The 25,396-nt window shown below is 48.3% G+C and carries 25 protein-coding genes and 1 tRNA gene; 12 read left to right on the forward strand and 14 right to left on the reverse strand.

Annotated features, from left to right (window positions below; all coding sequences use genetic code 11):
- Window positions 1-69 precede the first annotated feature (69 nt).
- From F453_RS0104530 to hpt, 6 genes are all read right to left on the reverse strand, one after another.
- Window positions 70-624 carry a hypothetical protein gene (locus F453_RS0104530; protein WP_018966946.1) on the reverse strand — a complete coding sequence of 185 codons (555 nt, stop codon included), beginning with the start codon at window positions 622-624 and terminating at the stop codon, window positions 70-72.
- A gap of 54 nt (window positions 625-678) precedes the next feature.
- Entirely contained in the window at window positions 679-1,923 is a 1,245-nt protein-coding gene (locus F453_RS0104535; RefSeq protein WP_018966947.1) for a M23 family metallopeptidase, read from the reverse strand.
- 75 nt (window positions 1,924-1,998) lie between these two features.
- Window positions 1,999-2,772, reverse strand: a complete 774-nt coding sequence (gene pgeF, locus F453_RS0104540) for a peptidoglycan editing factor PgeF (RefSeq protein ID WP_018966948.1) — start codon at window positions 2,770-2,772, stop codon at window positions 1,999-2,001.
- Complete coding sequence (gene obgE / locus F453_RS0104545) at window positions 2,765-3,931, reverse strand: GTPase ObgE (protein ID WP_025789904.1); 1,167 nt, start codon at window positions 3,929-3,931, stop codon at window positions 2,765-2,767. Before obgE ends, pgeF begins: the two co-directional genes overlap by 8 nt.
- A gap of 7 nt (window positions 3,932-3,938) precedes the next feature.
- Window positions 3,939-4,511, reverse strand: a complete 573-nt coding sequence (locus F453_RS0104550) for an adenylate kinase (RefSeq protein WP_009236478.1) — start codon at window positions 4,509-4,511, stop codon at window positions 3,939-3,941.
- Window positions 4,512-4,973: 462 nt separating this feature from the next.
- Window positions 4,974-5,513, reverse strand: a complete 540-nt coding sequence (hpt, locus tag F453_RS0104555; RefSeq protein ID WP_018966950.1) for a hypoxanthine phosphoribosyltransferase — start codon at window positions 5,511-5,513, stop codon at window positions 4,974-4,976.
- Window positions 5,514-5,920: 407 nt separating this feature from the next.
- Here hpt and F453_RS0104570 point away from each other — a divergent pair, with 407 nt between their 5' ends.
- The 3 genes from F453_RS0104570 (at window position 5,921) to F453_RS0104580 (ending at window position 9,463) form a co-directional block, all read left to right on the forward strand.
- Window positions 5,921-7,435 (forward strand): bifunctional ADP-dependent NAD(P)H-hydrate dehydratase/NAD(P)H-hydrate epimerase, encoded by a 1,515-nt coding sequence (locus F453_RS0104570; RefSeq protein ID WP_018966951.1) that lies wholly within the window; start codon window positions 5,921-5,923, stop codon window positions 7,433-7,435.
- A gap of 236 nt (window positions 7,436-7,671) precedes the next feature.
- The gene (locus F453_RS0104575; protein ID WP_018966952.1) at window positions 7,672-8,724 is read left to right on the forward strand and encodes a DUF4831 family protein; all 1,053 of its coding nucleotides are present in this window, start codon (window positions 7,672-7,674) and stop codon (window positions 8,722-8,724) included.
- A gap of 163 nt (window positions 8,725-8,887) precedes the next feature.
- The gene (locus F453_RS0104580; RefSeq protein ID WP_018966953.1) at window positions 8,888-9,463 is read left to right on the forward strand and encodes a TlpA family protein disulfide reductase; all 576 of its coding nucleotides are present in this window, start codon (window positions 8,888-8,890) and stop codon (window positions 9,461-9,463) included.
- Between the two features lie 850 nt (window positions 9,464-10,313).
- Here the strand turns inward: F453_RS0104580 and fdxA are convergent.
- The 5 genes from fdxA to F453_RS0104605 form a co-directional block, all read right to left on the reverse strand.
- The gene (gene fdxA / locus F453_RS14090) at window positions 10,314-10,481 is read right to left on the reverse strand and encodes a 4Fe-4S ferredoxin (RefSeq protein WP_009236471.1); all 168 of its coding nucleotides are present in this window, start codon (window positions 10,479-10,481) and stop codon (window positions 10,314-10,316) included.
- A 308-nt stretch (window positions 10,482-10,789) separates the two neighbouring features.
- A complete protein-coding gene (gene porT / locus F453_RS0104585) occupies window positions 10,790-11,536 on the reverse strand; it encodes a type IX secretion/gliding motility protein PorT/SprT (protein WP_018966954.1) in 747 nt (248 codons plus the stop codon).
- A gap of 244 nt (window positions 11,537-11,780) precedes the next feature.
- On the reverse strand, window positions 11,781-12,617 hold the full coding sequence (locus F453_RS0104590; protein ID WP_018966955.1) for a bifunctional metallophosphatase/5'-nucleotidase: 837 nt from the start codon (window positions 12,615-12,617) through the stop codon (window positions 11,781-11,783).
- Window positions 12,618-12,798: 181 nt separating this feature from the next.
- Window positions 12,799-13,563, reverse strand: coding sequence for a 5'-nucleotidase C-terminal domain-containing protein (locus F453_RS0104595; protein ID WP_018966956.1), 765 nt, complete (start codon window positions 13,561-13,563; stop codon window positions 12,799-12,801).
- A gap of 628 nt (window positions 13,564-14,191) precedes the next feature.
- Window positions 14,192-14,590, reverse strand: coding sequence for an START-like domain-containing protein (locus F453_RS0104605; protein WP_009236467.1), 399 nt, complete (start codon window positions 14,588-14,590; stop codon window positions 14,192-14,194).
- 228 nt (window positions 14,591-14,818) lie between these two features.
- On the opposite strand from F453_RS0104605, the gene F453_RS0104610 reads away from it, so the two are divergent.
- A tRNA-Met gene (locus F453_RS0104610) sits at window positions 14,819-14,892 on the forward strand.
- Between the two features lie 210 nt (window positions 14,893-15,102).
- Window positions 15,103-15,471, forward strand: a complete 369-nt coding sequence (rplS, locus tag F453_RS0104615) for a 50S ribosomal protein L19 (RefSeq protein WP_018966957.1) — start codon at window positions 15,103-15,105, stop codon at window positions 15,469-15,471.
- 153 nt (window positions 15,472-15,624) lie between these two features.
- Here the strand turns inward: rplS and F453_RS16425 are convergent, their stop codons facing one another.
- The 3 genes from F453_RS16425 to F453_RS0104625 form a co-directional block, all read right to left on the reverse strand.
- Window positions 15,625-15,735, reverse strand: a complete 111-nt coding sequence (locus F453_RS16425) for a hypothetical protein (protein WP_262502535.1) — start codon at window positions 15,733-15,735, stop codon at window positions 15,625-15,627.
- Window positions 15,736-15,775: 40 nt separating this feature from the next.
- Window positions 15,776-15,931: a type II toxin-antitoxin system YafQ family toxin gene (locus tag F453_RS16430; protein ID WP_018966958.1), complete on the reverse strand. Its 156-nt coding sequence runs from the start codon at window positions 15,929-15,931 to the stop codon at window positions 15,776-15,778.
- Window positions 15,932-16,108: 177 nt separating this feature from the next.
- On the reverse strand, window positions 16,109-16,396 hold the full coding sequence (locus F453_RS0104625) for a hypothetical protein (protein ID WP_081619115.1): 288 nt from the start codon (window positions 16,394-16,396) through the stop codon (window positions 16,109-16,111).
- A gap of 312 nt (window positions 16,397-16,708) precedes the next feature.
- Between F453_RS0104625 and F453_RS0104630 the strand changes: the two genes are divergently transcribed.
- The 7 genes from F453_RS0104630 (at window position 16,709) to F453_RS0104665 (ending at window position 25,096) form a co-directional block, all read left to right on the forward strand.
- On the forward strand, window positions 16,709-18,145 hold the full coding sequence (locus F453_RS0104630) for a leucine-rich repeat domain-containing protein (protein ID WP_018966960.1): 1,437 nt from the start codon (window positions 16,709-16,711) through the stop codon (window positions 18,143-18,145).
- Between the two features lie 105 nt (window positions 18,146-18,250).
- Entirely contained in the window at window positions 18,251-19,846 is a 1,596-nt protein-coding gene (locus F453_RS0104635) for a leucine-rich repeat domain-containing protein (protein WP_026292454.1), read from the forward strand.
- Between the two features lie 227 nt (window positions 19,847-20,073).
- The gene (locus F453_RS0104645) at window positions 20,074-20,406 is read left to right on the forward strand and encodes a TM2 domain-containing protein (protein WP_018966962.1); all 333 of its coding nucleotides are present in this window, start codon (window positions 20,074-20,076) and stop codon (window positions 20,404-20,406) included.
- A 52-nt stretch (window positions 20,407-20,458) separates the two neighbouring features.
- Window positions 20,459-20,809 (forward strand): DUF2752 domain-containing protein, encoded by a 351-nt coding sequence (locus F453_RS0104650; RefSeq protein ID WP_234398358.1) that lies wholly within the window; start codon window positions 20,459-20,461, stop codon window positions 20,807-20,809.
- Between the two features lie 120 nt (window positions 20,810-20,929).
- A complete protein-coding gene (locus tag F453_RS0104655; protein ID WP_018966964.1) occupies window positions 20,930-22,111 on the forward strand; it encodes a phosphoribosylaminoimidazolecarboxamide formyltransferase in 1,182 nt (393 codons plus the stop codon).
- 19 nt (window positions 22,112-22,130) lie between these two features.
- Entirely contained in the window at window positions 22,131-22,325 is a 195-nt protein-coding gene (locus tag F453_RS0104660) for a hypothetical protein (RefSeq protein ID WP_018966965.1), read from the forward strand.
- Window positions 22,326-23,203: 878 nt separating this feature from the next.
- The gene (locus F453_RS0104665; protein ID WP_018966966.1) at window positions 23,204-25,096 is read left to right on the forward strand and encodes an LptF/LptG family permease; all 1,893 of its coding nucleotides are present in this window, start codon (window positions 23,204-23,206) and stop codon (window positions 25,094-25,096) included.
- The last annotated feature ends 300 nt before the right edge of the window (window positions 25,097-25,396 follow it).

Below are 25,396 nucleotides of genomic sequence, written 5' to 3' on the forward strand. Positions count from 1 at the left end.
GATAGCTATGACTTCTAGGAGTTTTGGAGGCTGCTGGAAGGGCTAGATCACTAGACGATTAGCCACCGCTTATTCTTCCATCCAATAATCCACGTCGGGATTTATCTCGCGTGCCACTTCTCCTTCTCTGCGTTCGTCGAAGTCGAGTAGGCCGTAGCGGTCAACGGAATACACCTTGCGTTCGTAGTTGGCCACAAGCGTTTGCATGAAGTTAACGGAGTTAAGGCTCACGGTGTCGATAAAGGCGAACTCGTCTAGGAAGGTGATTGCCACCTCGTCTGTTGTCCTGTTGATGGCGTAATAACCCCTTTCGCCATCGTGCAACAAGGGCAACCACTCTGCGCCATGTACCAATTTCAGCGCTTCGTAGGCTGCCGACCACTCGCGCAAGTGGGGTAGGCGAAAGCCTGGAATAAAGTCGATGAAATCTTCGCGCTTGCATTGCCGAGGTGTGCCCGACACCTTATTATATATACACACAAGTAGAGCAGGGAGCGGTGTGCCTGCGGCAAACTCCATTTTTTGTGTGGCCTCGGGGTCGGGAAGCCCCAAACTCTCTGTGTAGCCCTTGCGTCTGGCTTCCGAAAGTGCGAGATATCTGTCGAAAAGCTGTTGTATGTCCATCTTCTATTTGTGGTTTATTGATTGCTGTTTACCGTTTATCGTTTGCCCAGGTCTTTATCGTTTCGACTTGTCTACACGCACAATGCCACTGGCATGCACCAATGTATGCTGGTGTAGGGTTTTCGAAGCGTGGTTGAAAACCAATGCGGGGTCTATGCGTCTGCCCTTAAACGACACCTCGAAGTGCAAGTGTTCGGTGGTGGCACGGCCCGTTCGTCCCGTCAGTCCGATAACATCGCCGGCCTTAACAGCCTGTCCCACCTTCACCAAGTTGCGTGATTGGTGGCTGTAAAGCGTTTCTAAGCCGTTGTCGTGACGAATAACGATGCAGTTGCCATAACCGAAATAGGGGCCAGAACGAGTGACAATGCCACTGAATGCAGCAAGTATCTTGTCGTTAGGACGGGTCTTAACGTCGACACCCGAATGTCTTCGGCGACCGCCGTAGGGGCTGATGACGTGGCTTCCAGGTAGCGGATAGGCCCATTCTTTGTGCGAGAAGTCGGCGAGAACCAGCTTATTGCCCGAGTTGTTCTTGCCCGACTTTTGGGGTTTGAGCAGTGTTTTCTCGTTTGCCTTTTTCTCATCGGCAAGCATTTTCTCTTCTTCTTTCAGGCGTTTGGCCTCTTCTTTCTTGGCTTTTTCTTCCTCCTTGCGAGCCTTTTTCTCGTCGTCTTTCGCCTTCTTCTCGGCTAAGAGTTTTTCTTCTAGGTCTTTTTCGGTGGCCTGCCTTACCAAAACGCGATGGCCTTTTTTCTCAAATCGCAGCACCGTTTTGTGCAATTTCTGACCATAGATGTCTATGATGGTTAGCGGATTGATGCGCCCACCGTTCACCATTGTAAGGAGAGCCATGCGCCCCTTTCCGCTTTTCGTACCCACGATGGCGATGCTTTGGCCAGCCTCTACCATTTGGTTGGGCTTCACAAGGTTTTGCGCGTTGTGCGCATACACGGTTTCCAGACCGTTATCGTGGCGTATCACCACCACGTTTCCCCACTGTTTGTTCTTTCGGGCCAGCCTAACCCTTCCCGGTAGCATAGCCTTTACGGCATCACCTTTCTGCGTGGTAATCTCCAACACATCTCCCCCGATGGCCTTCGACTTACCTACGGGTAGCGGGAAAGCGAAGTTCTTGTGCCCAATGGCGGTGAGATCGATGTAGAAAACATCGCCCTTATCGAACAATCCAGGCGTCGCGATACTTATCTGTTGCATTTCGGCAGCAGTGAAATGGTCGTCAGCAGGCTTGCCCGCGATGAAGATCAACGCGAGGAGAAGTGTGGTAAGCTGTTTCATTTGTATAAAATATATATGCGAACAGGCACTAGCCAACACCGCCACGCTAAGTGGCGACAAGCCTTTTGGCCATGTTCAGCTGATGGTAACGCCCGTAAATATGCGGCCAGAGTTGATGCCCAGCCTTCGGGCAGAAAAGAATTCGTTGCAGCGGTCGTATGTACAGATGTCCGTTGCATATATGTTTTCGGCCTTCAAACCCGCCTCTTGCAATTGCAGTTGGTTGCATAAGGGCAGGTTGATGTGCCATTTTTCGTATCGTTTAGCTATCTCGCCCATGGGGAATGCAGCGTTGGCAAAGGCCTCGTACACCTCGTCGCCTACCTCAAAGTTTTGCAGCGATATGCCAGGGGCAATAACGGCGCGCAGGGTTTGCGGGTTGGTGGCGAAGGCCGTGCGCATCTGGGCGATGGCGTTTTGTGCGATGCGCTTCACCGTTCCGCGCCATCCGGCATGGATGGCAGCCGTTGCACGATGTTCGGCATCGTAAAGAATGATGGGTATGCAGTCGGCCGTAGATACGCCGATACACACGCCAGGCACGTTGGTGATAAGTGCGTCCACGCCTTCGAGCACCATCTGGCGCACTTCTTTTGGCATGGAAAGTAGCTCGTTACCCACCTGTCGCACCGTTGTTTCGTGGGTTTGGTGGGGCATAACGAGGTTTGTGGGGGCGATACCAAGCATGTGGCACAGGCTGTTAAGGTTTTGTGCCACGTGCTCGGGGTTGTCGCCACAATAGGGGTTGATGTTGAAATGAGCGTAAGCACCTTGGCTTGTGCCATCGGCACGCATGGTGCTAAAGGCGTGGATGCCGTCGCCAAGCGCGTATTCCAATAGCTTAGGCATCGTCTTCCTCCTCGTATTCAAAGTCGTCTAGGTCTTCAATGTCGGCGTCGATGTACTCCACTTCGAAGTCTTCACCCTCGTCGGCCAGTTCTTGCGCAAAGTTCCTGATGTCTTTATCGCGGTGAACGAGGGTGTCTTCGGCCATGATACTTTGCAGCTTATTGCTCTCGCTGTTCAGCTCTCGCCAAAGGATGTCTTTCAATTCAGACAGCCCCAGACCCGTAACAGACGATATAAACACCACGGGAAGATCGGTGGGTAGCGTCTCGCGAAGCATCTCCATCAACTCTTCGTCTAGCAAGTCGCATTTGGTAACAGCCAATACGCGGTGCTTATCGTTCAGTTCGGGATTGAAGTTGTTTAGCTCGTTGAGCAGCACCTCGTACTCTTTCTTGATGTCGTCGGTATCGCCAGGCACCATAAAGAGCAGCAACGAGTTGCGCTCGATGTGTCGAAGAAAACGCAATCCCAAACCTTTTCCCTCGCTTGCGCCCTCGATTATGCCTGGAATATCGGCCATAACAAACGACTTATGGTCGTGATAGGCCACGATGCCGAGCGATGGTTCGAGGGTGGTGAAAGGGTAGTTGGCAATCTTGGGACGTGCCGAAGAGAGCGAAGAAAGCAGCGTAGACTTGCCCGCATTGGGGAAACCCACCAACCCGACATCGGCAAGAAGCTTCAGTTCGAGTATGATGGTCATCTCTTCCATTGGTTCTCCGGGCTGCGCATAGCGTGGCGTTTGGTTGGTGGCGGTGCGGAATTGGAAGTTGCCCAGTCCTCCTCTACCGCCTTTGAGCAACATCACCACCTGTCCGTCGTGCATCACGTCGCAGACGAATTTGCCCGTTTCGGCATTATACACCACAGTTCCGCACGGCACATCGATATACATATCCTTGCCGTCGGTTCCGTGGCACTTGTCTCTTCCACCGTTTCCGCCATGCTCGGCGAACACGTGGCGTTGGTATTTCAGGTGCAACAGGGTCCAGTAGTTGTGGTTTCCGCGCAGGTAGATGTTGCCTCCGCGTCCGCCGTCGCCACCGTCGGGACCGCCATTAGGGTTGTATTTTACGCGCCTAAGGTGCATAGATCCCCTTCCGCCCTTACCCGAGCGGCAGTAAATCTTAACGTAGTCTACAAAGTTTGATTCGGGCATGAGCAGTTTAGATGTTGTCAATCACGGCACATACGTCGGCAAAGATGCGGTCTAATTCGCCCAATCCGTCGATGTGATTGTGAATGTTTTCGGTTTTATACCATTCGATGAGCGGTGCCGTTTGGTTGTGATACACGCCCAGTCGCTTTTTAATCGTTTCCTCGTTATCGTCTGTTCGTCCGCTTTGTTGTCCGCGCAACACCAGTCGTTTCATCAGTTCTTCTTCGGGAACGTCCAATTCGATCATGGCCGCCACTTTGTGTCCGCGTTCGGCCAGCATTGTTTTCAGGGCCTCGGCTTGCGGAATGGTACGTGGAAAACCATCGAAGATAACGCCCTTATGTTCTTTTCCGAAGCTGTCGTACACGCTGGCTAGGATGTCAATCATCAGTTCATCGGGTATCAGTTGCCCGTTATCGATGTATCCTTTGGCGGTTTTTCCCAGTTCAGTGCCGTTCTTTATCTCGTTTCGTAGCACGTCGCCCGTTGAGATATGTTTGAAACCATACTTGGCGATCATCTTGTCGCTCTGTGTGCCTTTACCCGATCCGGGGGCACCGAAGATAACGATATTCTTCATTTCGTTGTGTTTATTTTGTTAGCGGCATTACTCTCGATTTCTCTCCGAGAAGAGCAGGGGAGCGGTATGCCTTGTTTATTTATGGTCTGATAATTTGTTGGTGTAGGCTTAACTTCTAAAAGTGAAAGGGTGAAAAGGTGAAAGGATGGCTAACGCCACCGATGCTTTTGGCTTAACTCCTTAACTCCTAAAAGTGAAAGGGTGAAAAGGTGAAAGGATGGCTAACGCCACCGATGCTTTTGGCTTAACTCCTTAACTCCATAACTCCTAAAATTGAAAGAGTGAAAAGGTGAAAAGGTGAGAAAATGACTGACGTCACCTATGCATCTGACTTTACTCCTTAACTCCATAACTCCTTAACTCCTAAAAGTGAAAGGGTGAAAAGGTGAAAGAATGACTAACGTCACCTATGCATTTGGCTTAACTCCTTAACTCCATAACTCCTTTAACTCCTAAGAAATGCTATTCCTCCACCAAGGTGTAGATGTCTCTTAGGTTGCGGCCTTGCTGGTTATAATCCAGTCCATAACCCACGATAAAGTCGTTGGGGATTTCGATGGCCGCGTATTCCACGTCGAGCGGAACCGTTAACCGGTCGGGCTTAATCAGCAATGTGCAGATGTGTATCGACTTCGGGGCGCGCGTTCCGATGGTTTCAATCATGCGTTTTATCGTCAACCCCGACTCAACAATGTCTTCAATGATGATAACCGTTCGTCCCGAGAGGTCTTCGTTGATACCAATCACCTCCTTGATTGTACCTGTCGAGGTGGTGCCTTGGTACGAAGCCAGCTTAACGAACGATATTTCGCAGGGTATGGTGAGCATGCGCATGAGGTCGGCAGCGAACATGAACGAGCCATTTAGCACTGCTAAGAGTATAGGGTTCTTGTCGGCCATGTCTTTGTTTATCCTGTCGGCAACGGCTTTAACACGCTCCTGAATTTCGGCTTCCGTAATAGACGTTTCGAAAACCTTATCTATCAATTTAATTCGAGACATAAAATCTTTTTGCTTTTAGGCTGCAAAAATACGAAAAAAAAGTGGAACACGGGGCGTAGGTAACGTTATTTAGGTTTTGAAGTGGTGTGAAAAGGCTGTGCTTCGCCTTACCCTATGGCGTCTCATTTACTTCTTTGCGAATGTCGTGCTTTTGTTCTTCGTTTGCTCTTGGGTGTTTTTTCACGAATTAATAGCTCTGCCTTCTCCCCCTCGCCTCTCCCTCGTTGCCCAGCTTTAAACGGCTTCGGCCCATGTCTAGCCATAGTCTTTTAAGTGTATAACAATGTATGCCGTAAAGCAGTTTTTCAATACATTTTGTTCGTATTTGCGCTTAAAGAACATAATAATATGTAAATGTTGGTAGCTTTTGACTATCAGATGTAATTTAATTTGTATTTTTGCACATTATGAAGATATTCACCGGCGCTCAGATTAAAGAGCTAGATAAGTTTACGATAGAGAACGAGCCCGTGGCGAGCATCGACCTTATGGAGCGTGCCGCTAAGGCTATTGTGCGCGCTTTACGAGAAGAATGGGACAATAGAACGCCCTTTGTGGTGTTTGCTGGCCCAGGAAACAACGGCGGGGACGCGTTAGCCGTGTCTCGTTTGTTGGCCGAAGCGGGCTATAACGTAAAGGTGTATCTCTTCAATGTTAACGACAGGCTCTCGGCCGACTGTGCCACTAACAAGCAGAGGACCATAGATTGTAAGCGCATCAAATCCTTTACGGAGGTGTTGGTAGACTTCGATCCGCCCAAACTAACGCCCGAAACGGTGGTGATAGACGGCCTTTTCGGTTCGGGATTGACCAAAACGCTCACCGGTGGCTTTGCTTCGCTGGTGAAATACATCAACCAGTCGCCTTGCAAGGTTGTGAGTATCGACCTGCCTTCGGGACTAATGACCGAAGACAACACGCATAACGTGAAGGCTCACATTGTGAGAGCGCATCTCACATTGACGTTACAGCAGAAGAAGTTGGCCATGCTTTTCGAAGACAACCAACAGTTTATAGGTCGTTTGCGTGTGCTAGATATCAGGCTTAGCCAAAAGTATATCGAGCAGACGAACACCAACTTCCAGATATTGGAAGAAAGCGACGTGCGCGAACGACTGCTTACGCGTGGCGATTTCGTTAATAAGGGCCTGATGGGACATGCCCTCATCGTGGCAGGAAGTTATGGAATGGCGGGCGCTGCAGTGCTCGCTGGCCGTGCTTGTATGCGTTCGGGCGTGGGAAAACTTACCGTTTGCACGCCCCGACGTAACTACGACGTGATGCAAATATCGCTTCCCGAGGCCATTTTAAGTACGGGTAAGGAAGATTATTTCTTCACCGAACCTCTCGATACCGAGCATTACGATGCCGTGGGCATGGGTCCTGGCATGGGACAACACGAAGATACCGCCATCGCGCTTATCTCGCAAATTCGCCGAACACAATGTCCCATGGTGATAGATGCCGATGCTCTGAACATCCTCGCATCGCACAAGGCTTGGATGCAACAGCTGCCCGAACAGCTCATACTAACACCCCACGTGGGCGAATTCGACCGATTGGGGAACGGTGGCAGTGAAGGCGACTACGACCGACTGTCGAAAGCCATCGACTTGGCTCAACACCTGCATGCCTACATCTTGCTGAAAGGTCACTATTCGGCACTGTGCATGCCCGATGGAAGGGTGTATTTCAACCCCACAGGTAATGCAGGTATGGCCACGGCAGGCAGTGGCGACGTGCTAACGGGCGTGATAACCGGGTTGTTGGCACGTGGTTACGACCGCGAAAATGCCTGCATCGTGGGTATGTACCTTCATGGCTTGGCTGGCGATTTGGCTGCAAAACAATTGGGACAGGAAAGTTTGATGGCTGGCGACATTATCGCGCACCTGCCACAGGCGTTTGAATTTCTAGGATAATTACAAGGAGTTAAGAAGTTAAAGGGTTAAGGAGTTAAGCCAAATGCCTGTGAGTTTCAGCGCTTGGCAAATAAGTATGCTTGTTGGCTTGATGGCGAATTTGAGCCAAGAGTTTCTTTAAGAGGCTTCTCCTTTCAATGCTCCAACCTTTCATTTTTAGGCCATTCTTCTCCTCCTTGTTAACCCATTAACTTGTCTACTTGTCAACTTGAAATTAAATAAACTCAACAACAGATATGAAAAAGATAATGGTTACCATCGCTGCTTTGGCTTTTGCCGCTCTTCCTGGGCTAGCTCAAGGCAACGCACAAACAGAGGGTATCGCTTATTTCTTGCCCAAAACGGGCATCAGACTTGCCGTATTGGTGGAGAAAACTACTTATACTCCTGGAGAATTGGCCATGTATGGCGAAAAGTATATGAAGCTTTTCAACACGCAGATGCAAAAAAACACCGAGTATCGTGTGGTGAGCATTAACATCACCGACTTTGGAATGCCCGACTCTACTAAGCATTATGTGGCGGCTATGGATAAGAAACACAGCATCACTGACGTGCGATTGGCCGACAATGGCGTGCTACTGGCCATCAATGCCACACCTCCCACACCCAAGCAGCCCAAAAGCTTCGTGCCTGCACGGGCTAAACGCCCCCTCAATCCTAAGGATTTCATGAACCAAGACATCCTTTCGGCAGGCTCGTCGGCAAAGATGGCCGAGCTAATAGCTAAAGAAATATACGACATTCGCGATAGTCGCAACCAGCTTTCACGTGGTCAGGCCGACGCAATGCCCAAAGATGGCGAGCAATTACGCCTGATGCTCAACAACCTAGACCAACAAGAGCAGGCTCTTTTGCAAGTGTTCTCGGGCACAACGGTGAAAGATACCACCGAAACCATTATCAATTTCGTGCCCACCAAAGCAGTAGAGCGCGAGGTGCTCTTCCGTTTCTCGCGTCATTATGGTATGGCCGATAAGGACGACCTTGGTGGAGCGCCTTACTATATCAGTGTTGAAGACCTTCATTCCATACCCACCATGCAGGCCTCTATCGACAAGGGCAAGAGCAAAGACAATGCTGGCGTTTACGTAAACCTGCCTGGCAAGGTGAAGATTTCTGTGGCCCAAGAGGGTAATCTGCGTGCTGCCATCGAGCTATACATGGCCCAATTTGGTAAAACCGAGCCGATTAGTGGCGAGCTTTTTAGCAAAAAGCAACTCACGAGAATGGTGCTAAGCCCCATAACGGGAACCATCGAGAGCGTGAAGACCGAAACCTTGAAGTAAACGTGCATACCCATTCGATGCGATAAGTTAAGGCGCAAGCCTATGTCAACGCAACGAACAGAGCACAAAACAAGATAAAAGCTGCAATATGCCCATTGTGCCATACGTCTGCCAATGGCAAGCGATGGCGATTTACACAAACAACCAATAACAAAACAACTATATGACGAAAACAATCCTCTCTGCATTGGCATTGGCGGTAGCCATTTCCTTTGCTTCGTGTTCAAACAAGAAAGCATGCAACAACAAGCAAGATGCTGCTGCTACCCAAGCTAACGATACGGCAAACGCCGCTTCTAACAACCAAGAACAGGCCGACGGCTCTACCAAGTACACCGATTTCGCCCTGCCTACACTTGATGGCAAGCGAGTGTTGCTGTCTGAAGTGGTGGCTAAGAACAAGATAACGATGGTAGATTTTTGGGCTTCGTGGTGCGGTCCTTGCCGTATGGAGATGCCTAACGTGGTTAAGGCCTATAAGGACTTTCATGACAAAGGCCTTGAAATTGTAGGTGTTTCGCTCGACGAACGCAAAGAAGACTGGGCCGAAGCTGTGAAAGAAATGGGCATGACATGGATTCAGGCAAGCGACTTGAAGGGCTGGAAAAGCGAAGCTGCACGCCTTTACAAGGTTGAAGGCATTCCTGCATGCGTGCTGATCAATCAAAAGGGCGAAATTGTTGGTGCCGACTTGCGTGCCGAAGAACTGCACGCTCGCTTGGCCGAACTGCTGAAATAAGACTGACGAAACATAGTAGTTATAGAGAATTATCATTGTTGCAGGCATGCTTTGCTTGCAACAATGTTTTTTATGGGGTGGCACTAGCGAAGGGGTGGGCTAATGCTCGTCCCATACTTTCCTTGCTTACTCATTAATTAAACGTGCGCGTACGCGCGCGCGAGGCAACTTCTGACATTGTTCTTAATCAGCTTTTGCCATCGTGTGGATGGGTTATTGCCGTTTTGCTGTTACCTATTTAATACCAATGAGATAAGCGTTCGTTACCTTTTCTTTCATTCAACGCTGCGTTATACATTAGCTGGAATGCGGTTCCATATCATCCGGAACAGTGTTCCATCTTAACTGGAACAACGTTCCAGCTTATCTGGAACCGCATTCCAACTAAGAGATACTAAGGTGATGGTTGAATGTAGTAGTGGTAATGTGCTTGTTCTGGGTTAGCCAATGCTTATCAATGGCTTTTCAAAAGAATGAGCGTGTGGGGTAATTGGCATAATAGATGTCTGTTGCATTTGGTCTTCTTCAAAACGAACGGTATCTTCCGAACTAGCGCATATCCGTATACCGACCAACCAAAGAACGCTAAATATACCGAACTGATGCTTTAACTTGTGGGCGAACGAGACAAATGGGCACGAAAAAAGGAGGCCAATAAGCAAGGTTTACTAATTGATGGGGTGGGTGATGCGCAGTGTGCGCAAGCCCTTTGGCCCATCCAAACCTTGTTAATTGGTCTCCTCGTGTTCTTGTTGGGGCGTAAATTGGTGGTTTGGTTAACTTGTCAACTCGTATGTTTGTTTACTCGTCAACAGGTTGCCTTATCGCCTAGCCCTCCTGTTATTTGTCCTTACGGCAAGCTGATTGCCTCGCTGGGACATACACTAGCGCATGTGCCACACTCGGTGCAAGCGTCTGCGTCAATCTTATAAATATCGCCCTCAGAGATTGCTTCTACGGGGCACTCGGGCAAACAGGTGCCACAAGCGATACAATCGTTACCAATAACGTAAGCCATAATAAAATTCTATTTAAATGTTTTTGTATAATATGTGCTCTAGTAGTTGCGCTTTTAATTTGCGCCATACTAACTTTTGATGACGCAAAGGTAGTAAATGTTTCGTTATGTACCTAGAAATAATGATTATTTTTTTGTTGGATACCCACTTTTTGTTGATTAAGGGTCAATCTATATCAACTCTAAAAGTGGTTATGAATAGGCAAACTTGCACGTTATCAATTGATAAACGCATGCTTTGTTAGCTTGTTTGCAGGTTGACTTCTTAACTGTTTTTCGTCAGATCGTTAAGCAGCAGCCTCGCCGTCTTACTCGAAATAAAACGATAGGGCTATCATCTTGCTGGTTGCACGTGATGTGGAACGGGCGTAAGGCACAAGGGTCTTGTCGCGCAGACGGTCTGCATGCTTCGCGTCTAGGCAGTCGATGAGGCTAAACATGAACTTCAATTCGGGGCGAAGCTTAAAGTAAGGCAAGTAAAAATCGCAGCCAATACCCACCTCGGTAAAAACATCGTGGCGCTTAAATCGCAATATGTCGGTATCGCTTCCACTGAGATTAAGCATCGGGTTGATGCCAGCCACAAGGTATGGGCGATGGTTGTTGAAGCGTGGTGCAGCGAAAATAAGGTTGAAGGCCGTAGATATGTAAGCCGTCTTCATGTCTTGCCGCTGTTCGATGGGACGCCCTTCGGCATCGGTTTGCCCTTGGTTTCGAAACACCAAGTGCCTATTTCCGAAGTACATTGCAGGTACAACGCGCAGCTGGAAGTGGCGGTTAAGGCGCAATTCGCCCGTTACGCCCACCACAAAGCCAGGGTCGTAGCGGTCTTGGTCGGTGGCGATGTTGGTCTCGATAACCTGTCCGTTGTCTAGCGTTACACTTTGCGGACCAGCGTTAAACAGTTCAACATCCTGTACATGCGCACCCACCACCACGCCAAAATGGAATGGGCGCAGGTCGGTATAGGGCCTGTTCTCCACGCGCCGTTGCTGTGCCATCATCGAGATAGGCAGTGCGCACATATATATAATAAGGTATATCAGCTGCTTCATACGTTGTATATAAACGCAAGACGAGGGCGGTTATTGTGTAACTATGGGTAATGGGGACGGGTTTGGCGTGACGGATGGGGGGGTGGGTAAGGAGGATTGGCTGGGACATCTTGTGCTGTCTTAGGATTAATAAGACAATTAAGTAAGCTAGGATAGCCAATAAACAAGGTAAACGAAAAGGCTATGCGAGCTTTCCCTGCCCACCTTTAACGCCTATTTTTACGCCTTCGCCCTGTACGGCGCTTTATTTTTTCCCCACCTTCAGCACAATTTTACCCACATAAATGGCGTTCTTGCCATTTTGGTTTACAGGCACTGGCTGACCATCTAGGTTGTTGGCATAGCGTAGTTTCTCGAAAAACGTGTGCGAATGTCCGCCCAACACCAGGTCGATGTTGCGCGACCCCTCTATCATTCGTTGGTCGTCGTCGCCTCCGATACCCCAACCAAGGTGCGAAATGCAAATCACCACGTCGCATTTCATTTTCTTTTTCAGCATCGTGGCCATCTTTAATGCAGTGTCGGCAGGGTCTAAATACTTCACCGTTTTGTACATCTTGGTGAGCACAAGGCCCTCTAACTTAGGGTCGATACCAAATACCCCAATCTTCAAACCATTGCGGTGAATGATGGTATAAGGTTTAACCACACCCTCGAGAGGCGTTCCCGTGAAGTCGTAATTGGAGCAAAGAATGGGGAATTTGGCTTTTTTGAAGATGCGTGCCATATTCTCCATGCCAAAATCGAACTCGTGATTGCCCACCGTACTGGCATCGCAACCCATGCGGTTCATCAGCTCAATCTCCACGTCGCCCTTGAATATGGAGTAGTAGGGCGAGCCTTGCGAGAAGTCGCCGCTGTCGAAATACAGCAAGTCGGGATGTTTCTGGCGTTCTTGCCTGATCATTTCCACGCGCCTAAGAAAACCTCCGCGCCCTGCGATGGCCGTGTCGGCGAGGTGCTCGCTTAGAGGCATGATGCAGCTATGCGTATCGTTGGAGTGTAATATAACCAGCTGTTTTTGTGCTTGGACCGTAAGCAAAGCCATGCAGGCCACGGCCATTAACAGATATTTCTTCATCTTGATTTTGAAGTTTTAATTTTTTGAGGCTCTGAGCTTTTATGTTTTTGAAATTCGAGTTCATGGGTTTAATGAACCCGTTTGCCGGTTTTGGGTTTATTCCGTGACATAACGAAGTGTGCGTTGGCTTATTGGCCGCAGAGATAAGACTCACAAACTAAGCAGCTTAAAAACTCACAAGCTATTCAATCGTTATTCTTCCCTCTCGCTTTCCACACACGGCCTTACCCGCTTTCATCTGTTGGCGGAAGTAATCCATGATGATATAGCGCACGTTGTTTTCATCCGATTGGGGCGAAACCAGTTGCGTTCCCTCCTTAAAGGCACTCATACCGTCGTTTCCTTGCACTACATAATCGATGGTTGCCACGCGATATTGCGCCTTCGGATCGATGGGTTTGCCGTCGATGGAGGCACGAAGCAGATGGCAATTCTTGTCCATAACCAACTTTACACTGTGGCTCACGCCCTCTCCGCCACGTTTGGCAATCTGCTCGAAAAGGCGTTGTACCTGTTCGCCAGTTAGGGTAATGAAGCAGATTTTGTTCTCAAATGGAGCCACATTGATGATGTCGCCCCGCGTAACGTTACCCTCGATGATGGCTGCACGCATGCCACCAATGTTGTAAACGGCAAACTGCGGCTGCTCGTTAAAGCGTTCTCCGCCCCATACTAGTATGTCGGATAATAGGTTAGACAGCGGACTTTCGGGTCTTCCTGCCGACATGTAGCAGCCTGCACGTCCCACAAGTGGAGCTATGAGGCTATCTACCCGCTGCTTATAAGGCGCGATAAAAGTCTGCAATTCGGTGTCGTGGCTGGCATCGTAACGTTTGTCTACCAGTATTCGGCTATGTTCTATGCCCGTGACGACATAGCGAGTGCCGCACCCCCACAGTGTAAGGGCCGTTATAAGAAGCGAAAAAAAACCTCTTCCCTTTTTCATTTCCTAGTTATATAATAAAGTGATTATCATGCTAAAAACGGTCTTGCGAAAGCGCTTTCGCCCCATTCTGGCCCATGGAAGGCCATTGCCAAAACTGCTCGAAAGGCTTAAACCGCATCACAAAGGTACGCATTTTTGAGCAAGGACATGGCTATACGATGAGATTTTATTATACATCGAGGCTAAATTTTGTTCTCTTTCTCGCGTAATTATGAAAGGGAACGTGTATGTTTACCATGAAGGAACGAAGATGCAGACAGAACCATGGCCGTGCATTCACATCGCTTTCTAAACATGCCTAGAAAGCTTTTGGAATGTGGGTTTTAAGCGGATGGGTTGTTAGGTACAAGTAGTGCTTTTGTTACGCATCGTATGTAACAATCCCAAACGCCAAAAAGCGTGCAATAAGAACTTGTGAAAGGCCTTCCGATGGCAAAGGTTTTCGTGTGAAAAACAATGTAGAACAGGGTTGTTCAGGTATCGAATCAAGGTTGTGTTTACGATGGTTTGTTGTCACAACGCAGGATAAACGGCCAGTTGGCTGTGTGCGTAGGTTATCGGCCTAGGGGCCAATGCATCACAAACAAGTCGTTGGCTACGCTTTTGGATGTAAATGCAGAGAGTGCGGTTAAATGCCACTGGTGTTGCGCAGCCTTGCCAAGTTGTCGTTCCAGATGGTGCGCAGGCTGTCCACCTCATCGTCCCATGCGAAGTCGGTGATGGTTAGCACATAGTCGTTGGTGATGTGACTCTTGTCCATTCGCAGTTCGAAAAAGTTGTCTGGGCCTTCTTCATCGTCCCAACTAATTCTGATGTATTCGTTCTTTATCTTCTCTACGATGGTGGCTGTACGCACCTCGTGATGGCTCCATAGCTCGCCCCACACGAAGGTGAGTTGTTCTCCCTCTTGCGTTACGCTGTCTGCCATCCATCGAGATAACCCTGCGTCGGTACTGATGAGGTCCCAAATGATGGGTGCGGAGCTAGATATGAGCTCTCGTTCGATACACAGTCTTTGCTTGTCCATAACAATACAGATAGTGGTTTGCTATAATATATAAAGGTGTATGCTTACCCTCCATTTTCTTTTAGTTTATGTTGGAGAGGCGGCACGGGCATCTCGCCGACACCCTTATTTTATCGTTTCGTGTACAAAAATACTACTTTTTTACGGTAAGTGTTTGAAAAAACATATTTTTTTTTGCTCGTTTCGTATTTTTACCTTACCTTTGCACCCGCAAACAAACAGAATGTTGGCGGGATAGCTCAGCTGGTTAGAGCGCATGATTCATAATCATGAGGTCCCCAGTTCAATCCTGGGTCCCGCTACAAAGCAGTCAGGCAAACGGCTTAAGTCGGTTGCCTGACTTTCTTTTTGGGACATTTCAAACTGCTAAAATCCACTTTTCGCGCCATTAATTTGGCCAAAAGAGGGAAAAGCAGTAACTTTGCACCGCTTTTCGGCGTAATCGCTGGCAGGAAGAAGAGTTACCTAGCTATGTTACGTTGGGACGATAAACAATTTAAATATCAAGCAAAATGGATTTGATTAAAGTTGCTGAAGAAGCATTTGCAACCGGCAAAAAGTTCCCCGAATTTAAGTCGGGAGACACCATTACTGTCGCTTACAAAATTATCGAGGGTACGAAAGAGCGTATCCAGCTTTACCGCGGTGTTGTTATCCGCATCTCCGGGCATGGAGATAAGAAGCGTTTCACCGTTCGCAAGATGTCGGGAACAGTGGGTGTTGAGCGTATCTTCCCCATCGAATCGCCCAATATCGACAGCATTGAGGTGAACAAACGTGGTAAGGTTCGTCGCGCAAAACTCTACTATCTCCGCGCACTTACGGGCAAGAAAGCTCGTATCAAGGAGAAGAGAGGCGGCGTTGTTGCTCCTCAACAATAAAAAACTCAACAAGTTACAACAAAAGCTCGGCATGCAAATGTCGGGCTTTTGAGTTTTTAGTGGGGCTGTAAGCGCCAGCCAATAACGTTTTTGTAGGAGCTAAAAATAGGGAAAGTAATTTTCCGATTTTACGCTATTTTATAAGAAGAACGGTTAGAATAAGTCGGCGTGTGTACCAGTACGTATAAGGTTTAGAATGTGTAGCTCTTTTGTTACACCTTCTTTTGCGGTAGGGAAGATGTATTCTTTGCTGTATATCAGCAACCAATCGGGATGTATGTGACATTCGCGCAGTCCAGAAAACTCACCAGAAAGTGCCGTGGCCTCTCCTTTCTAAGGGCAAGGGTTGGTTTTCGGCTAGCAGGCGGATGACTTCGTTGGGATCGTCTTCTGGCATCTGGCGTTTACGAGCACGCTTCAAATCGCGTTTGTATTGCCCAGTATAGACGATCTCGCGCATTATCTAACGCTTTTCAAGTATTCTCAAAATTCTTACAACGAGTTACTTTTCCCTCGCGCAATTCATTAAGTGCACGACGCGTTGCCTCTTTCTTATTCACAAATTGGCCAATAGCTTTCGCCACACCACATTTAAAATGCGGTAGTCGATAAGCCCATAAAAGAGGGGGACGAAAGGTTATACCTCGTAGTTAGATTGTCCGTCGCCGTTGCCGTGTAGTGCGTCTTTAAAGGCTTTCCAACTTTGGAAACCCACAAACAACGCCACCTTATCCAGTATTTCTACCGAAGGTTTCTCCGCTCCAGAAAGCTGCATCCACAATCGTTTTAGGGCGGTGGGATGCAGCGTTACGTGCTGTCGGGCAAACGCAAAAGCCAGTTTCTCGAAGTCGGTGGCCATCGTCACGCTCTGTCCGAATTTCTTTTCTACAGCCTTTACTAATGCTGTTAAATCCCGCTTCATCATCTTTATGCCATTAATGGGTTGACACACTGCTGTCAACCACCTCGTTTTTATCGCTGCAAAGTTATAAAAAAAGTTTCCAAGACATGCACCAATTTGGGACAAAATACCATCTTTTAGGTATTGCCCGAAATTGTAAGAAGATGTAAATTTGTAACCGCAAACAAGTTATTAGATTGTCTTTTGCAAGATGTCTTAACACCTTTGGGCTTTTCTGCTGCATGTATGGAAGCACGAAAGTACAATTATACAGGTGGTTAGACTCTCGCGAGGCAGTCAAAACACAAAAACATTTCATTTAAAACAAGAAGCGACATGACACAGAACATATCCCAAACGCCAAACCCGAACGATGAACAAGCGTTTGGCTATCGTCAGGATAACGACACGTTTTTCAACACCATAACCATCAATATCGAAGAGCCGGGTACGCTAGAAGACCTCTTCCACGCCCTTAATCCCAAAGACATGACGGGCATTCGCGTGGTGGGACCCATCAATGCGGCCGATATTGCCTTCTTGGCAAAACTCTCTGCGGGCAACGAACTTGATAGTTTGCACAGCATTAACTTGCACGATGCCATCATCGAAAGGCTTCCCGACCACGCATTTGAGGGATTGGTGTTTCTCACTCACTTTTATTTCCCCACCCAACTGAAAGCCGTTGGCGACTTCGCCTTTGCCAATTGCAACGCCTTGCTTAACATCGAGCTACCCCAAAGCTTAGAAAGCATTGGCGAACAGGCCTTTGCCAATCTGCATTTACGTACGCTTAGCTTGCCGGCAGGTGTTCGTCATATCGGTGAAGGGGCATTGTCGGGCATGAAGGAACTAACCGAACTGCACATCGGTGAGGGCAACGCGCGTTACGAAGAACGTGACGGGTTGCTCTTCGACAAAGAAAACAGCACTTTGCTGCAATGCTTCAACTTCCGCAAAGGTGAGGTAAACGTTCCCCAAGGCACGTTGGGCATTGGCGCATTGGCATTTAGTAAGGCGCAAGAGGTTACGCAAGTGAACATCCCTGCATCGGTAACGCGCATCGGGCACGATGCTTTCGCCTCCACATATAGCCTTGTTCGCATAGAAGTGGCAACCGACAACGCCCACTATGCTTCGTCGGCAGATGGCGTTCTCTTTAATAAAGACCTCACCAAACTTATCGCTTACCCTGCTTCGCGCAAGGGAAACAGCTACGAAGTGCCTGCAACGGTGAAGAAGTTAGCGCCGGGAGCTTTCCAAGAGGCAGGCGGACAAAACACGCATACTGGCTCGAAAGAGAAAAGTGAGCATCGTTTAAAGACCGTGGTATTACCCGAAGGACTCGAAATCATTGGTCACGAGGCCTTCCTTTTCGCAGGCGTTCAGCACGTAAATATCCCTTCCACGGTGCGAGCTATTGGCTACAACAGCTTCTATTACACAGATATTGAAGAGGCTGTGGTGCCCGAAGGCATTAGCCGACTTGAAGATGGCACCTTCTATGCTTGCTACTCGCTTCGCAAAGTGGTGTTGCCTGCCAGTCTTGAATATGTTGGTCAGGGTGTGTTCGACCTCTCCGACGGACTGAAAACCATCGAGATACACGCCGTTACACCGCCTAGATGCCACGCAGAGGCATTCGCGAAGATTGGCACGAACCCTAAACTAGATGTGCCAAATGGCGACAAGGCGGCCTATAACGCCGATGAAACGTGGGCCTCGCTCACCGATCATAAGGCCAAAAGTCAACGTAAAGCATTCGTGAAATAAAGGCAAACAAGGGGCTTGAACGGCAATAGCAGATGTCGTCCAAGCCCCTTTAGCTTACCTTATTATAGTCATCGCATGATATATCACACCTAATATTTACACCTTATGAGAAAAATTTTACTGCAATTGTTTTGCATTGCCTGCACGTTAAACGTGATGGCACAAAACGGAAAGAACAACGACAATGACCATTACCTTAACCAAACCACGCTGCAAGTAACCAAAGCGGGTACGTTGGAACAAGCGTTCGCCGACGCCAAGCCCGACAATTACCAAGGATTATGCGTTGTTGGCCCCCTAAACGAAGCTGACATGCGCTTCCTAGCCAAGCTTGCAAAGCCTAGTGGAAAAGAAGATTTGCACAGTATTAACCTACAAAAGGCACAGCTGGAACGTGTTCCTGCCCACTGGTTGCAGGGCCTTGCCTACGTAACCCACGTCTATCTGCCCACCACGCTTAAAGAAGTGGGTGCGTATGCCTTTGCTAACACCAACTCGCTTCGCAAAGCCGACCTGCCCGAAGGCTTGAAAAGCATTGGCGAATGCGCCTTTGTTGGCACGGGCATACAGCGTGTAAACCTGCCTGTATCGCTAGAAACGATTGGCGAAGGAGCTTTTGCCCACCTCAAAAGTCTTACCGAGGTGAGTGTGCCTGCAGCAAACGAGCACTTCGACATTGTAGATAGCATGCTGATTCGCAATGCCGACAACACGCTGTTGCAATGTTTTATGAAGGGCAAGGGCCAAGTGCAAGTGCCCGAAGTGGTTGAACGCATTGGCCATTTGGCCTTTGGTGGCGCGAAAAACATCAGCTCGATCAACATCCCGAAGTCGGTAACCGCCATTGGCGAGGATGCTTTTGCCTCTACCTACGCCCTCGAAGCCATCAGCGTTGCCGAGGGAAATGCACACTTTGCGTCGACAAATGGTGTGTTGTTTAATAAAGATGCCACCCTGCTTATCTGTTACCCCACGTCTAAGCGGGGCAACTCTTATGCCGTTCCGGCTACTGTTAAGGAGTTGGCAACAGGTGCTTTCCAAGAGTGTGGCGGAGGAAACGCCTATAAGCATATCAAGGACAAGGCCGAAAAGAAAAAGGCCAAGCTAAACCAAGTGACCCTTCCCGAAGGACTAACAAAGATTGGAAAGTGGGCGTTTACTTTCTCTGGCTGCCAAGTTAACATCCCTTCTACGGTACGCGAGATTGGCGATAGCTGCTTCTTTTACAGCGAAATAGAGGAGATGACAATCCCCGAAGGCGTTAAGCGCATTGGCGACGGCATGTTCGCAGCCTGTTACTCGCTCGCAACCATCACTCTTCCCTCTACCATCGAATATGTTGGTGCAAAGATTATGGCATTTAATTACGTAGAAACGACACTCAATGTATATGCCGTCAATCCACCCACCTGTCACCGAGATGCCTTCGCCGACTTTGCCAGTTCTATCAACCTGCACGTGGTGAAAGGAAAGAAACAAGCTTACGAGAAGTCGAACGACTGGAAGGGATCGGTTTTCAACGACATTGAAGACGACCTCAAGGCAATTGTTACAGGTGTTAGCGCGACTGCTCCAAGTAGTGTCGAAGCCGTTGAAACGGCTCGCTACAATCTGCAAGGCGTGCGTATATACGCTCCGCAACGTGGAGTAAACATCGTGAAGATGAGCGATGGAACGCAAAAGAAAGTGTTGGTGAAGTGATACGGCAAGTAAATGCACTAGCATTTTGATAAAATAACAAGTGGAACGAGTAGGCAAGTTGACGGGTTAACTTGCCTACTCGTTAGCTTATAGCCTTATTAGCGGCAAGGCGCTTCATCTTCCTCTCCCTTTGGAGCAAAACTAGGGGGTGAGGCTTTTTTAAATCCCTTTCCTTTGTTTGTAATAAAAAATGTGTAACTTTGCACCAAAACATCACACATGTCATTATGGAAAAAGACGTAAACATGCTGCTTGCCACATACGGCAAGTATTTCCCTGAGAGTAGCCTAATGCAAATACGCGAGATATTTGAAAACATGGACGAGAAACAAATCGGCATGTTGGTATGCTTGCAATTTAAAGATCCCATCACAGTACTTATTATTTCGCTGTTTGGAGGCGTTCTGGGTATAGACAGGTTTTATCTTGGCCATCCGGTTTTGGGTGTCATAAAGCTGCTTACTTGCGGTGGATTCTACATTTGGGCAATCATCGACCTCTTCCTCGTTATGGATTCGGCGCGCCAAGAAAACTTGCAAAAGCTGATGCGCATAGTCTAAGTTGACGGTAAAGAAAGAAATTAAACTTGTCACCTTATTATATATAATAGGTGTGGCTTGGCTGTTGCTGAACGTGATTTGGCGGATAAATGTTGTTATCTGTCCATTGCGTTCGGCAACAGGTTTACCTTGTCCTGCCTGCGGAACCACACGTGGGCTGAAGCATCTTCTGCATGGTGAGCTATGGCAAGCTGTGGCGTCAAACCCCAATGTGTTGCTGGTCGCGCCCGCAGCATTGGCTTTCACCCTTGCGCTCGTGGCAGGTTGGTGGTTTAGAAAGCCCTTTACACAGCGCCTTTATGTACGAACGCAGGCCACATTGAGTCGTAAACGCGTGTTCGCAACGTTTGTGGCGTGGGAACTATGCGTGTGGGCTTACCTCCTTTTTAGGCATTTCCATTAAACTACGAAAAACACATACGGCGGACGTTTTCCAGTTGAAAGAATTAACACCGTGCACCCATTATTAGGCGTTTGCCATTATTTTTTACTATCTTTGCAAGGCAATTAAACCCACAAAGAGATGAAAGAACTTGCCTTGAAGTATGGTTGCAACCCCAACCAAAAACCTTCGCGCATCTTTATGACTGATGGCGAACTACCCATTAAGGTGTTAAGCGGTCGCCCAGGATACATCAACTTCCTTGATGCACTTAACAGTTGGCAGTTGGTTAAGGAACTGAAAGCCGCCATCGGACTGCCCGCTGCGGCTAGTTTCAAACATGTGTCGCCTGCTGGAGCCGCTGTTGGCCTGCCACTTACCGACACCCTGAAACGCATTTACTTTGTAAACGATACCCCGATGCCACTCTCGCCCTTGGCTTGTGCCTACGCAAGGGCGCGTGGAGCCGACCGCATGAGCAGCTTTGGCGACTTTATCGCACTGAGCGACACATGCGATGAGGCAACGGCCTTACTCATCAAGCCCGAAGTTTCGGATGGTGTTATCGCCCCAGACTATACCCCCGAGGCGCTGGCCATATTGAAAGAGAAACGCAAGGGCACGTACAACGTGTTGCAAATAAACCCTGCTTACACGCCCGAACCATTGGAAAGGAAGCAGGTTTTTGGTATAACCTTCGAACAGGGGCGCAACGACATACGCCTAGACGACCCAAAACTGTTTGAGAATATTCCCACACAGAACAAGCATTTCACACCCGAAGCCCTTCGCGACCTCATCATCGCACTTATCACTCTTAAATATACGCAGAGCAATTCGGTATGTTATGTTAAAGACGGGCAGGCCATCGGCATCGGCGCAGGGCAACAGAGCCGTATTCATTGCACGCGTTTGGCAGGTAACAAGGCTGACATTTGGTGGCTGCGCCAACATCCCAAGGTGATGAGTTTACCCTTTGTAGACAATATCAAACGTGCCGATCGCGACAACACCATCGACCTTTACATTGGCGACGAGAGCGAAGACGTATTGGCAGAAGGCACTTGGCAGCAGTTTTTCAAGACCAAGCCCGAGCCTCTTACGCTAACGGAGAAGCGCCAATGGATAGCCCAAAACCACGGTGTTTCTTTGGGTAGCGATGCCTTCTTCCCTTTCGGCGACAACATCGAACGTGCCTATAAAAGCGGTGTCGACTTCATTGCGCAGGCTGGTGGCTCGGTTCGCGACGACCATGTTATCGCCACTTGCGACAAATACAACATCGCCATGGCCTTTACAGGCGTAAGGCTTTTCCACCATTAACCCCCTAAATACTTTGCACATGGACATCGACGAGATAATTGCTGGTGGCGGAATGACCTTCCGCAAATCTTCTTCTGGCGGCGATAAGAAAGACGATAAGGTGAAAACCAAGGCCAAAAAGAAGAAGTATATCACAGGGGCGCATGGCAGCGGATCGGCTAAGCAAAAGGCTAAATACCGCGAACGGCGCGCCAATAGGCATAAGAAACGATAGCGACTGGAATGCCAAACGATTGCCGTTTGCGCTTACTCGCCCTTACTGAACAGTAAGCCACAGGAGCAAAGAGGGTGCTGCAAAAGCGTGGATAACGTTTAAGCGGTGAAGGATGAAGAGATTAGGCGGTAGAGAATACAAGCCTACAATATTTAGAACACGCCTTCATGCAACATCATTATTTATTGTTTTTACGTGGGTAACTTTGCTATGGAAGTGCCATAGCAAAGTCCTGATAGCGTGCTTTTTAGTGTTTTAGTTTGTTACATCTTATGTGTAACGCGATTCCAGATGATCTGGAACGAGGTTCCATCTTATCTGGAACAAGGTTCCAGCTTATATGGAACACGAGTACATCTTAGCTGGACTTTTTTGTTTGATCAATTGATGATAGATAGGAGCTTTTTGAATGTGTTTGGAAAGCGATGTAAATGTGTGGGCATAATTTTGCCAAATCATGATGGTTTGTCTTTATTGCATCCGCTTGCAATGGGAAACAACCGTGTTAGGGCATGATGCCCTAGTTGGATGATTATTGGATGAGGACTGGATATGGCGAGAAAAATAATAGCGTTTAGTGGTTTGTGCATCGTGGTAGAGTTGTGGTTGGTGCTGTTGATATAACGAATTTGTCGATAGGGGGGTGTGATTGGAATATGTAAAGCTATGTTATGGTGGTGTAGTGTTCGGCAAGGTGGTAGGGTAAATTATCGACTGTAAGCTTGCCGTTTCTTATATTTTTGTGGTAATTTTGCAGAAATTAGGCTGCACTCGGCAAACTGAAAGCCAGCTTTCTTTGCACTCGTTTGCACTAATTTTGCAGAAATTAGGCTGCACTCGGCAAATCGGAAGTCCCGAATGGGCTTAACAACAAAGACATGTTGAGAATAAAGAAACTAGACATATTTATCTGCAAGCAGTTCGGGATGTTGTTTCTCGGAACGTTCTTCATCTGCCTTTTTGTGCTGATGATGCAGTTCCTGTGGCGCTATGTAGACGAACTGGTGGGCAAGGGACTGACGATGGAGGTGCTGGCGCAGTTCTTTTGGTGGATGGCATTGATGATGGTGCCACAGGCTTTGCCGTTGGCCATACTGCTGTCGTCGCTCATCACCTTCGGAAACCTTAGCGAAAGTTCCGAGTTAACGGCCATCAAGTCGGCCGGCATCTCGCTAACGCGCACGTTTAGCTCGCTGGTTGTGGTATGTAGTCTTATCAGCGTCACGTCGTTCGTGTTTCAAAACAACATCGGACCCTATTCTACCATCAAGCTCTCTCAGTTGCTTATCTCGATGAAACAGAAGAGTCCGGAGCTTGGAATACCCGAAGGCGTGTTCTACGATGGCATTCCCAACAGCAACATCTACGTGCAGAAGAAAGACAATCAGACAGGAAAGTTCTACGGAATAATGATTTATCGCATGAGCAACAGCTATGAAGACTCGGAGATAATCTTGGCCGACTCGGGCATGTTGCAGACAACGGCCGAGAGAAAACACCTGTTGCTGACGCTGTGGAACGGTGAATGGTTCTCTAATCAGTCGCAAGAAGTGGGCAAAAATGCCGCTGCACCGTTCCGTAGGGAAACTTTTTTGGAGAAGAAAACATTGATAGACTTTAACGGCGATTTTAATATGACTGATGCCGAACTTTTCTCGGGCGATGCCAGGGGTAAAGGTTTGGCAAAGCTATACCACGACCTCGACTCGCTGCAACATAACAACGACAGTATCGGGCGAGTGTTTTACAACGAGGTGCAAGCTAGCTATTACAACGCTTCGAACATGACCAAAGCCGACTCATCGGCTGCTATGGCGGAAGCGAAAACGAAAGCGTTTAACGTGGATAGTGCCTTTGCCCGACTGAATGGAGATGGGAAACGGGGCGTATTGAGCATGGCACGTTCGCAAGTACAGGCTGTGAGTGCCGACATGGAGTTTAAAGCGATGGTGACGGAAGATGCAAACCGCATGATAAGGCAGCATAAGATAGAGATGTACAAGAAGTTCTTGGTGTCGTTGTCGTGCCTAATATTCTTCTTTATCGGTGCTCCGCTGGGTACCATCATTCGCAAAGGTGGACTGGGTATACCGGTTATCGTGTCGGTGTTGGTGTTCATCGTGTATTATATTCTCGACAACACAGGCTACCAGATGGCACGGCGTGGTATCTGGGACGTGTGGTTTGGCGAGCTGTTGGCAACGATGGTGCTTACCCCGTTGGCGGTGTTCGTTACCTATAAGGCTAACAAAGACTCGGCCGTGTTTAACTTCGATGCCTACCGAGGTGTGCTGATGAGTCTTCTGGGTATGCGAATGGAACGCCATATTGTGGCGAAAGAGGTGATAATAAACGAACCCGACTATCATCACGATGCAGAATTGCTGCGCGAAGTTACGGCTAGGGCGCAGGCATACGCCGAGGCACATAGGCTGAAATCGGCTCCTAATGTGCGGCGTGTATTCTTTGAATACCAGGCGGACAATGAAATGGAGGAGATTAATCGTCTGTTGGACGAGGCCATAGACGACTTGGGCAACTCGCGAGACAAAGTGATATTGAACTTGCTGAACAGGTATCCCATCATGTCGGTGAAGGCGCATACGCGTCCATTCAATCGTCAATGGCTCAACACCGTGGCGGCCATATTGGTGCCAGTTGGGTTGGTTCTGTATTTAAGAATGTGGCGATTTAGGTCGCGCTTGTTAAACGACTTGCGCGTGGTGGTGCAAAACAACAACCAGATTATCGCGCAGATAGAAGAGTTGTAGCAGGGTAGTAAGTAGTGAGGTGATAAGTAGTAAGTAGTGAGGTGATAAGTAGTAAGTAGTAAGTGATTGATAAATAAGACGTAAAGAGGTTATGGAGTAAAGGTGTTAAGACAAATGCTTTTGAACAGGGAACTAAGCAATCGTGTTAATTTGAATACTCATAAGTTCGTTAGCTTGTTTGCTTGTCAGTTCGTTAACTTGTAAATTTGTACACTCGTAAGCTTGTCAATTTGTTTACTTTGCCCCTAAAGCCCGAGACAGCAAGGCATATTACTCCCTTCGCCCTTTAAGTAAGGGCTG

Origin of the sequence: Hoylesella loescheii DSM 19665 = JCM 12249 = ATCC 15930, assembly GCF_000378085.1 — a bacterium.
Classification (GTDB): Bacteria; Bacteroidota; Bacteroidia; order Bacteroidales; family Bacteroidaceae; genus Prevotella; species Prevotella loescheii.